We start from the raw sequence: 10,938 nt of genomic DNA on the forward strand, positions 1-10,938 counted from the left end.
GCAGAGGAAGTTATGAAAAAGTTAAATGTGAAGCACAAAAAAATTGTCCGGGCACCATCAGGACATTTTGATCAACGTTTTGTAAAAATCGCCCATAATCTTGACTATTCTGTTGTGCATTGGAGTGTCGATTCTAAAGACTGGAAAAATCCTGGTGTAGAAAAAATCCTTAAGAATGTATCTAACGTAAAAAAAGGTGATATTATTTTACTTCACGCTTCAGATTCCGCAAGACAAACCGCTGTTGCACTACCTGACATATTAAAAATATTATCAAAGAAAAAATTATCTTTAACAACTGTGTCCAACATGTTAATTGAGGGGGATGCAAAAACAAAGGAGATTAAATAAATCTTTTTGTCAGCCTTTGGTCAACAGCCCACCACTTAACGAATTGACAATTTGAAGTAGGGTCTTCGCGTCTGTTACACGATTGAAGTGTTGGTATCCACATTTCATTACTCTACAAAAGGGATAAACCTCGCCAAAAAGTATGAGCGAGGTTTCTTTGTACTTATTTCCCTGTCAAAAACTCACTCGTTTTACTTGTATTTTGTTTCTCTACCTTTGAACGTTCAATATACTTTGGTAACATGAGCAATTGATAGGCGTTACAAATTAACAACGGATATAACATAAGGTGAAACCAATCTTGGTCATTTACACGTAATACGGGAAACCATTCAATAATAGTTATACAAACCATGAAAAACAATGCCGGGATAAATGCATGACGGTTGGTCTGCTGTGATTTTATATAAGCAATCGAAAGCCCGATTAAAAGTAAAAATAGAGCAAATAATAGGTACGGACCTATACTATCGTTAACACCTGCAAATTGTTTATAACGAAAATAAACAAAATCAAATAAAACAAACGCAATGATGACAGCTTGAACTGGATTCCATAGAGAACGGAAAAATCCTAATCCAAAACGGTGAACGGTTAAATAGGCAAAATACCCCATTTGACTAATGGCACTAAAGATAAAACCTACACCCACCAGCCAGATAGTGATTGAAAGTATTTCTAATACATCAAAACTTACAAATAGCGCTTTATATTTCCCCCATTGGACCGCAAATCCCGTCACTACTGTAACCAACCCACCTAGCACGAACGTATGTAAAAATAAACGAACCCAATTTCTTATGTTCATAAACTCCCCCCATACACCCATTTGTCGCATAAATTTATAATTTTCCTAAAAATTGTAGTAATTCTATTTTAACAACCAGTCCATGAAAAATCTACACATTTCATTCGAGTATATTTTTAAACAAAAAACTCCATTCTATTGATAGAGGATATGATGAAAGGAGCTTAACATATGTTTAGAAAATTACTCTTTCCGCTCCTATATTTAAGTATTTTTATCATACTTGCTGGCTGTTCTACCCAAGCTCAAGGGGCAGAGGAATTCGACTATGATCAGACAAAGAAAATGGTAGTCGATATTTTAAAAACCGATGATGGGAAAAAAGCATTAAAAGAAGTACTTGCAGATGAACAATTCAAATCTGATCTAGTTATGGATAATACGGTCGTGAATGATTCCATTAAATCGACTTTAGTGTCTAGCAAAGGGAAGGATTTTTGGAAAGCAGCATTTGAAGATCCTGAATTTGCAAAAGCATATGCAGAAAGTATGAAGGAAGAAAACCAAGCGTTATTAAAAAGCTTGTTAAATGACCCTGAGTATCGCTCGAAATTAATTGAAATTTTACATGACCCGGAGTTAGAAAAAGAGCTTGCTGACCTATTAAAAAGTACCGAATATCGAGAGCACTTAAAAGGGGTTATTTCTGAGACATTTGAAAGCCCTGTTTACCAAGCGAAAATACAAGATATACTTCTTAAAGCAGCCAGCGAACAGACAAAAAAAGATAGTAAAAAGTAAATATGAAAAGGGATTGGCTATTCAAAATCAATGTTTTAAAGATATGAAAAGGGACATCTAAAAGTCAAAATATGACTTTCTAGATAGCCCCTTTCTTTCATCTTATTTGCTTGATTCCACTAAATCCATAATTTTTTCTGCAATTTTAAAGTAAATCTTCCCAATCGGATGTTTAATTTGATAAACAGACGGCGCAAAATCGTCATCGTTCCAGTCTGGTTGACCTAATGGGATTTGACCTAGTAACGGCACTTGTAATTCTTCAGAGAGTTTCTCCCCACCACCATGGCCAAAGATGTATTCCTTTTCACCTGTTTTTTTACTTTCAAAGTAGGCCATATTTTCAATTACACCGATAACTTCATGATTTGTTGATAAGGCCATTGCACCCGCTCTAGCTGCAACAAATGCGGCTGTTGGATGTGGCGTCGTAATAATGATTTCTTTACATGTTGGTAACATTTGATGGACATCAAGAGCAACGTCACCGGTACCAGGAGGCAAGTCTAATAGGAGATAATCTAAATCGTCTCCCCATTCAACTTCTTTAAAGAAACTTGTTAACATTTTCCCTAGCATTGGTCCACGCCAAATGACCGGTGCATTATCTTCAACAAAAAACGCCATAGATATGACTTTCACACCAAAACGGTCAACTGGAATAATTTTTTCACCACGAACGACTGGACGGTCAATAATCCCCATCATATCAGGAACGCTAAATCCATAAATATCGGCATCAATTAGCCCAACCTTTTTCCCTAGGCGTGCTAAAGAAACAGCTAAATTCACAGACACAGTTGATTTACCAACCCCGCCTTTTCCGCTCGCAATCGCAATAACTGTTGTTTTACTACTTGGAGCAAGTCCAATATCTTCTGTACCCGCAGGATAGAGGTTTTCAATCACTTCATCCGGCAATTGGCTAAAACGAATACCTACAGTAGCAAAACCAGCATCTTTAAGCGCCTTCACAACATTCGTTTGTAGTTGAATTTGCTCACCTGTTCCGGTCTTTGCAATAGCTAGCTTCACACTAACATGTTGTTTCTCCTCTTTAACCTTAATTTCGACAATTCCTTCCGTTTCCTTTAATGTCTTATGTAAAAATGGGTCTTCCATCTTTTCTAATAACTCTCTCACTTGACTTTCTGAAAGCATTTTCCCCGCCACCTTTTTTCAAGTTGTCTATTCTATTATAAGACATCTTTCGCAAATAAAGAAATCCTTTGCAATTGAATATAATTTGCAAAGGATTCGAAATTAATTGTCCTTTTCTTTTTCAATTTTAATCTTCCGCTCTTTCTCCTCTGTAAAGTATCTCATAATTCCTTCATAGATAGAAGCCGCGACCTTTTCTTGATACTTCTCAGACAATAAATTATCTCTTTCATTAGGGTTTGATAAAAATCCGACTTCAACTAACGCTCCTGGCTTTTTTGCCTGTTTTAACAAATATACGTGACTAATTGGTTTTGCCACTCTATTTGTATCTAGATTTTCTACTAACTCTTCTTGAATCATTTCTGCTGCAATTTTATTCTCAATATATTTCTCATGATAAAAGGTTTGTGCACCATACCAGCGAGAGGAAGGGATTGAATTAAGATGAATGCTAACGAAATATTCCGCTTCCGAGTCATTAATCACCTCGACCCGCTGTTTTAAGTCCTCTGTTTTTCTACGACTAAGTCCTCTCGTGTCCTCTTCAGCAAGGTCAACATCGTCTTCTCTTGTCATTAACACAAGTGCACCTTGTTGTTGAAGATAATCTCTTAATCTTTTTGAAATCGATAACGCAATATCCTTTTCCACGGCCTCCCCATTTTTGGCACCACCATCAACGCCTCCGTGACCAGGGTCAATATAAATAATGCGACCAGTTAGCGGTAAACTCCACGCATCCCAAGCACCCTGTTCTAAAAAACGTTCCTGTATAAGATAAATGAAAAAACCAATGGCTACTGTCAAAACACTGATTAATACCCATCTTTTCTTCATCAAATTCCCCCTTGCCTGTCCTAAAACATTATATGGACAAGAGCAAGGGATTAGAACAACTAAATCAAATACGCTAAAACATGTTTGTGTCCGTTTTTTCGACTATACTCCCTTAAGGTTAAAAGAATTTCAATGAAGTCGCATTTTATATTTCATTTTACCTTTTGTAAAACCTTCACGAAACCAATGATCAACAAACTGATCACATTTATATTTTAATGATTCATTATTCTTTTCAGGCGCACCCCAAAACTCAATAAAATCATGCAATGCTTTAGCAAAGTTTCCCCTTTCTTCTTGCGCCGTCTCCATTACTTCCTCTAATGGCTTTCCATAGTATCCTAAACGGCTGTAACTACTTCCTAATAAATATACTTCTAATGCAACATCATAGCAGCCTTCTTCTACCGCTTGATCAAAATTACCATCTACATTTGACTCGATGACTCCGAAAAACTGGCGAACACTCTTTTTTAACGTTTCAATTGATAATTCACGTAATACGCTTCGTTCAAACTTCATTTGTTGCTCTCGACGCCGCTTCATAAATGTTGTATCTATATTTGTATTTATATCCGTATTCAAAGAAAATTCCCCCTTTGTTTTATTGTTTACACGTCTATCAAGGGAATCACTATAGAAGTTATGGTATCAAAGGGGGAATTTAACAATAATGGTTCTTTGTCAAATGTTGGGGTTAAGCTACCGCGCTTTCGCTTGGTGACCTTTTATTGTAGGTATGAAATAAAATTCATACCTACAATAAAAGGGGGATTATTTCTAGCCTAGATGGACCCCTATTCCTTTATACTTGTGTGATAACAATATTCTAGCTCTTGCTCGTTTGAAGTTTCTGAAACCATACGCATTCCGTTTTATTACCTTTGTGTGGTTATTTATTCCTTCCAGAAATCCATTAGAATAGCTATACATAAAACTATTTAAAATTTCTTTTTCCCAGTTTTTAAACGTCCGTATGCTGCGTAGAAATTCCTGCACTCCAGTATCTCTAACTAACTGATAAAACGTGTTTAAGCCTTCTTTGGTTTTACGCATACCTTCTGAACCATTTTCTTTCGCTTGTTTGAACCATTCACAATAAGCCTCTTTTAATTGATACGCCATATCTAGTTCCTTCGACATACCACGGTATCGATCTAGGTACCATCTCTCGTTTTCGGTTAGTTTCGCACTATCTTTGTAAAATACATATCTCATTTTTTTACACTTTTTCCGGTCATAATCATTCCAATCTGACTGAATCCGCCTTCTTACTTTATCAAGTGCCCAATAGATATAGCGACAAAAATGAAAATGGTCGGCTATAATTAGTGGATGATCTAAGGCCTTTCGTACAGCCGATTTAAAGGAATGGCTCATGTCCATAATGACTATTTCTACATTGGCCCCATACTTTCGTAAGTATTGTGATATTGTTTTTCCTTTTCTATTCGGTAATATATCCAAAGGCTCTCTTGTATCTCCGTTTGCGATGATTAACTGATACTTTCCTTCTTTGGTATCCCCTTTATACTCATCTATAGCGATTACTCTCGGGAGTTCCTTAACTTCCCCTACTTCATTTTCGGCAAATGCATCAAATCGTCTTATAACCGTTGAAATCGAAGTACCATATTGTTGAGCTAGTTCCTTAAATGTTTTGGCTTGAACACTTCTCACGTTTACAGCCTGATTCCACTCTTTGGTAAACCGTTTATAACGCTCCACAAAATTGTTTTTCTCAGGAAACCTCTTCTCGCAAGCATCACAACGATATCGTCTCTTGTTATAAAAGATATAGCAGAGGCGTTCAAACCACTTTAAATGCTTGATTTTCTGCATTCGATAATCATGAATTTGTCGTGTTTTGGCACCACATCTAGGACAAGTATGTGTGCGTGCTTCCATTTCAACAAACAACGCTAATCTGTCATCCATTTGTTCCACTTTTAGTATTTTTACGTCTTCTAATCCTGGCATAATTATGTTATTATTCATTTGCACACGACTCCCTTTCTTTAACTTGTTTCTGTCAATTCAAGTATAAAAGGAAATTAGGAGTCGTGTGTCTCTTTTTTTTGAATCTTTTATTAACCCCAACATTTATTATAGAGCCACAATAATAAAACTTGTACGTGCATTTATTGAAAAAGAGGCTGGGACATAACTAGCCAATAATTGTGACAAAAAAGGCGTTGGGTCTACACTTTTTAGTGTAAGCTCCAACGCCTTAATTTTTATTTTACTGGAGTTTTGTCCCAGTCTCTTCTAATTGAAAAGACGAATTCGTTTATTGAGCCATACGGGAACGACGATAAATAAATCCACCAGTAACAAGCATGATTGCACCTACCATTAAATAAAACCAATTATTAAAGAAAGAACCTGTTTTTGGTAACTGTCCATCACTTAATACTGTACTTGAACTCTTATTAGTTCCATTACTGGAGTTTCCATTTCCATCTGTTCCACCTTGATTATTTTTATTCCAATCCGTATTATTCGTTGGATCTTCACCTTTTGAACCACCGTCATCTATTGCTGGCGTTTGATTATCTTTATTTTTATTATCATGTCCAGTCTTATTCTCATCATTTGGTTCTTCTTTATCCGTACCTGGTGTTTGATTCTTGTCATTATCACCATCATTGCCTTTATCTTGGTCATCTCCTGGACCTTCATAAGGAACAACAGAGAACGGTACATGGATAACATCCACTACCTTATTTCCATCTTGATAAAGAGTGATTTTAACATCTAATCCTTTCAGTTTATCAAGTGCTTTTGAGCTTTCACCAATTGCAGTAAAATAACCTTGATTCCATTCTGTTGCTTCAATCGTATCCAAATTGATTGTTGCAGTATTCCCTTTCCATTCGATATCAAGATTACCGCCGACTCCTGAGAAATCCTCAGATAAAAAGTCTTTTAACGAATCAGGTAAATCACCTGTTTTATATCCGTCCGGAGCATGTACTTTTATGTCATCCGGAACTAGAAATTCCACTTTCACCTTTTCAACATCTGCAAGCGTTAAATTTTGTACTTCAAAAGCAAAACGCATGCCAAATTGATTCTTTGGTAATCCTGGGAAGTCTCTTACTAATTGGCTTTCACCATTGAAAATCCAACTTTTGTTCATCGCAGAGTAATCAATATTGGCTTCACCTTCAATTTGACCAATAATTTGATACGTATCATTAATTCGATAAAGTGTTAAACCTTTATTCGACACTTCACCATTTGTCTTCCCAATAATTGGTACGGTCGTTTTAACAACATTTTCTCCCTTTTTAATGGTTGGAAAATGAACGGCCAAAATGTCTTTCCCGTCTTGTTTCAACAGTTTCACATCATCATTACCTTTTAGAACTCTTACTCCTTCTGGTAATTCGAATCCTATATATTCATCTGTAAGTTCTTGTTCAGAGTCATTTGTCACTTTCACATTTAGTCCAATCTCATAATAATGCTTTTCACGATTATAAACAGCAGAACCACTAACAGCCCCTTCAACTTGGATCTCTGGTGTATCATTCATTACTGAAAAATCAATTTCACGTTGAGCACCAATTTGTCCAAGGTCTTCAGCTGTTCCATTTTTAATATCTATATTAAATAAGTATAGATTTTTATTTGGTGAATTATAATCCTTGTCAATTTCACCTACTAAAGGAATATCAAGATATACAAACTGATGTTCGTGCCCTTTTACATCTGGAACTTTTACAGCAATTCCATTATGCCCATCATAAAGTTTAACTGGGACAATTCCTGCTGGCACGTCTGCTACATCTGGAACATAAACACCATCTGGTAAAGCAAAAGCGACCCATTTCTGTTTAATCGGTTTGCTCGAGAAATTTCCTAATCCAGCCTGTAATTTTAGTACAAAATAACCTTTGTTCCAGTCATATTGGATTTTACCCGAAGCCGTTCCGTAAATATTATCAAGATTTAAATCGTCATCATTTGTTTCCTCATCGTTCGTATTTTCATTAGCAGTGTTATCTTCACTTATTTCACCCTCGTCTTCAACACCGCTCTCTGCTTCTTCTTGTTTACTCACTGGATTTGCTTCTTCTGTTGCGGCATCTTCCTTATTTGTTGTCGTCTGTTCATGTTTAGTAGCCTCGTCAACCTTTTCTTCACCCTCTACTGTCGGAGCTACTTCCTCTTTTTTTGACGTTTCCTCTGTAGGTACATTGTTTTTTACATCCGAAGCCGTTTCTTGTACTTCTGAATTTGCTTGTTTCTCTTCCGCTCCTTCATTAGTCACTACATTTGATACATCTTGTACAGTGACTTTTTGCTCGACATTTTCATTCCCAACCGACTTTTCGTTTTCAGCCGCAAAAGCTACTGCTGGTGAAAAAGCGAGCAAGAAAGCGAGAGAAAGAAGTGACACTTTCCTCTTCATCCCATTCCCCTCCTACTATATTTAATCGAAATATTTCCTATGACTATGGTTCATGACAAGGCTTATAGTAATGGGAGTACGAAAAATAAGGACTCTGAAGTATGTCTTTTATATATGTATTAAAACATCCCTTTACTACAATCTATGAGGAAATCTCTGGATGTAAAATAGGAAATACCTCTAATTACGGAGTATAGAACAAGGTATCTAAATTGGAAATAGTAGATTAGAATCATTATTACTACTTCAAAAATTTAGAATTATATTACGCACCCTTGTTCCTGTTTTCATACAAAAGAACTACAAAATCTCGTTTTTTTGACAACAAAAAGATGGTACACCTATTTTTTAAGTCGCTTTTCCATCCCATTCGACAAATTCGAATGCAAAAGACCTAGAAACTAAATTACCTTTATAGCCCTAGTTTTTCGACATAAAGCTGTATATTTCAACCCCACTATAGTTCATAAGTCTGAATGTATCATACAACCATGTTGATATTTTTCTGGAAAAGGATAAAAATTTAAGTTCTAAAAAATTGATGGAACCCTGTAGATTCTAATCTACAGGGTTCCTCTTGCAACATCGACTGGTACTATTAATTAAACTGAGAATGCTACAATATCATTTGGATCGATGAAATTACTACCAATCGTAATCAATCCATTTACAAGACCAAAGTATCTTCCTGTGATAACATTACTATTCGATAATCTGACTGTTACCGTTGTACCGATAGAAACTGTATTCACAAAAAGATTACCCGGTCCTACACCTCGTCTCATACGTCCTGTTGTTCTACGTCCCGTTGTTCTGCGACCCGTAGTTATGCGGCCTGTTGTTCTGCGGCCTGTTGTTCTGCGGCCTCTTGTTCTGTGGCCAGGCGATCTACGTCCACGTGTTCTTGGCAATTCATTTCACCACCTTTCACTGTTGATACTTCATACTATGAAGGGATTGTCCTAGTTGTTTGTGTGTTTATATTAATTTTTAAGTTTCGCTATTAAAATGATACAGTTGTCCTCTATTCTATTTATTATGTTGTTTTATCCTATTGTTCGAGATAATTGGGTCAACAACTAGTAAAATAATTCTAAAGACACTTCGCCAGGAATTAGTTAATCTATTGGTAAAAAAACTGCTTAGTAACGGTAAGCACTATAGAGAGAAAGCTACAATATCATTCGGTTCAATATCATTTTTATCTCCTACTGCGATGAAACCATCTGTAGCACCGGAGTAGATCCCTGTAATAACCTCGCCATCTCTTAATTGAACCGTTATCGTAATATCACTAGCAACGGCTTTGACAAGAAACTGACCTGGGCTTAACTTTGTCAATTCGTTACTTATTGTGTTTCTGCCACTTGAATAATAGTCACTCCTTCTTCCACTAGAACGCAAGCCACTTGTAAATTTATCGCTCCTTCTTTCACTGGAACGCGAGCCACTTGTAAATTTATCGCTCCTTCTTTCACTGGAACGCGAGCCACTTGTAAATTTATCGCTCCTTCTTTCACTGGAACGCGAGCCACTTGTAAATTTATCGCTCCTTCTTTCACTGGAACGCGAGCCACTTGTATTCCAATCCATTTCACTTTGCTCCCTCATATTAAATCCACTACTCCTACTCATTTCTGAAGTTTCATTAGACAATGAAAACTCCCCCCTTTCAATACAATTTAGTTATTATTATGAAATCCTTGTCCGTTTTGACTGTATATGTATCTAACCCCCTATTAATCGTCACAAGTATAGAGCCCAAAAAATGATTCCCATGATTTAGAAACGGTAAAAACAGGATAGCAGTACAAGCACTCACCACTTATCTTTCATATGATTTATTAATTGCCAAACTTAAAGGTTGGAGGGATTTTCATGGATAGAACAACCATCCCAACATATTCACTTTTCATCCATCCAGCAAATCTTCGTGAACTAATGACGGATATATGGTCTGATGAACCTATTCCGGCAAAACTTACCATTCATAATAAAACATTTCCTATAAATCTTGCGTATCGGGGAAATCATATAAGAGAGTTTGCAAAAAAATCGTACCTGATTACGATAAAAAAGCGAGCAAATTATCGAAAAAACCAAGAATTCCATCTAAATGCAGAATTTTTAGATACCTCACTTATCCGCTCCAAGCTTTCTTTTGATTTTTTTCATGATATTGGGGTTTTCGTCCCATCAGCGAGACATGTCTTTTTAAAAATTAATGGAAAGAAGTCAGGTATCTACCTCAAAATTGAATCGTTGGACCAACTTTATTTTGAAAAAAGAAACATACCGGTAAAAGCCATTTTTTACGCTATTAACAGTGATGCTGATTTTTCCCTGTATAGTTATTATGAGAAAAGGTCGAAGTTAGACTTATTATCTGGCTATGAATGTAAATACGGAACTGTAAAAGAGGGACTATATTTTCGAGAGTTTATTTATAAAATAAACGCTCTATCCGATGATGAATTTACGAAGGAAGTTGAAAATTATCTCGATGTTCATACGTTTTTACGGTGGTTAGCTGGTGTCGTATGTATTCAAAACTTTGATGGTTTCCACCAAAATTATGCGATATTTCTCAACGCTGAAACAAACCTATTCTCCATTA

At 36.2% G+C, this 10,938-nt stretch carries 12 protein-coding genes (1 of these 12 cut by a window edge); 3 read left to right on the top strand and 9 right to left on the bottom strand.

Annotated elements, in window-relative coordinates:
- On the top strand, window positions 1-351 hold the 3' portion of the coding sequence (locus tag BN2144_RS05075; protein ID WP_033827224.1) for a polysaccharide deacetylase family protein. It extends 399 nt beyond the left edge of the window; only the last 351 of its 750 coding nucleotides appear in the window; the start codon falls outside the window, past its left edge; it ends in the stop codon at window positions 349-351.
- Window positions 352-514: 163 nt separating this feature from the next.
- On the opposite strand, the gene BN2144_RS05080 is transcribed toward BN2144_RS05075, so the two are convergent.
- Window positions 515-1,159 carry a KinB-signaling pathway activation protein gene (locus BN2144_RS05080; RefSeq protein WP_033827225.1) on the bottom strand — a complete coding sequence of 215 codons (645 nt, stop codon included), beginning with the start codon at window positions 1,157-1,159 and terminating at the stop codon, window positions 515-517.
- 171 nt (window positions 1,160-1,330) lie between these two features.
- Here BN2144_RS05080 and gerD point away from each other — a divergent pair, with 171 nt between their 5' ends.
- Window positions 1,331-1,900 (top strand): spore germination lipoprotein GerD, encoded by a 570-nt coding sequence (gene gerD, locus BN2144_RS05085; RefSeq protein WP_033827226.1) that lies wholly within the window; start codon window positions 1,331-1,333, stop codon window positions 1,898-1,900.
- A gap of 102 nt (window positions 1,901-2,002) precedes the next feature.
- Here gerD and BN2144_RS05090 read toward each other — a convergent pair whose 3' ends face one another.
- From BN2144_RS05090 to BN2144_RS05125, 8 genes are all read right to left on the bottom strand, one after another.
- Complete coding sequence (locus BN2144_RS05090) at window positions 2,003-3,061, bottom strand: P-loop NTPase (protein ID WP_033827227.1); 1,059 nt, start codon at window positions 3,059-3,061, stop codon at window positions 2,003-2,005.
- A gap of 102 nt (window positions 3,062-3,163) precedes the next feature.
- Window positions 3,164-3,901: an N-acetylmuramoyl-L-alanine amidase CwlD gene (gene cwlD / locus BN2144_RS05095; RefSeq protein ID WP_042337651.1), complete on the bottom strand. Its 738-nt coding sequence runs from the start codon at window positions 3,899-3,901 to the stop codon at window positions 3,164-3,166.
- 129 nt (window positions 3,902-4,030) lie between these two features.
- Window positions 4,031-4,486, bottom strand: a complete 456-nt coding sequence (locus BN2144_RS05100) for a DUF2521 family protein (RefSeq protein WP_050632218.1) — start codon at window positions 4,484-4,486, stop codon at window positions 4,031-4,033.
- A 195-nt stretch (window positions 4,487-4,681) separates the two neighbouring features.
- Window positions 4,682-5,905: an ISL3 family transposase gene (locus tag BN2144_RS05105; RefSeq protein ID WP_082195149.1), complete on the bottom strand. Its 1,224-nt coding sequence runs from the start codon at window positions 5,903-5,905 to the stop codon at window positions 4,682-4,684.
- A gap of 286 nt (window positions 5,906-6,191) precedes the next feature.
- Window positions 6,192-8,321: an LPXTG cell wall anchor domain-containing protein gene (locus BN2144_RS05110; RefSeq protein ID WP_033827229.1), complete on the bottom strand. Its 2,130-nt coding sequence runs from the start codon at window positions 8,319-8,321 to the stop codon at window positions 6,192-6,194.
- A gap of 602 nt (window positions 8,322-8,923) precedes the next feature.
- Window positions 8,924-9,106: a hypothetical protein gene (locus tag BN2144_RS19670; protein WP_139017853.1), complete on the bottom strand. Its 183-nt coding sequence runs from the start codon at window positions 9,104-9,106 to the stop codon at window positions 8,924-8,926.
- 373 nt (window positions 9,107-9,479) lie between these two features.
- Window positions 9,480-9,662, bottom strand: coding sequence for a hypothetical protein (locus tag BN2144_RS05120; RefSeq protein WP_033827231.1), 183 nt, complete (start codon window positions 9,660-9,662; stop codon window positions 9,480-9,482).
- Window positions 9,663-9,670: 8 nt separating this feature from the next.
- The gene (locus BN2144_RS05125; protein WP_033827232.1) at window positions 9,671-9,919 is read right to left on the bottom strand and encodes a hypothetical protein; all 249 of its coding nucleotides are present in this window, start codon (window positions 9,917-9,919) and stop codon (window positions 9,671-9,673) included.
- A 280-nt stretch (window positions 9,920-10,199) separates the two neighbouring features.
- On the opposite strand from BN2144_RS05125, the gene BN2144_RS05130 reads away from it, so the two are divergent.
- Window positions 10,200-10,938 (top strand): CotH kinase family protein (locus BN2144_RS05130; protein WP_033827233.1); only part of this gene is annotated, 739 nt, incomplete at its 3' end.

The sequence above is a fragment of the Bacillus andreraoultii genome (assembly GCF_001244735.1).
Classification (GTDB): Bacteria; Bacillota; Bacilli; order Bacillales; family Caldibacillaceae; genus Caldifermentibacillus; species Caldifermentibacillus andreraoultii.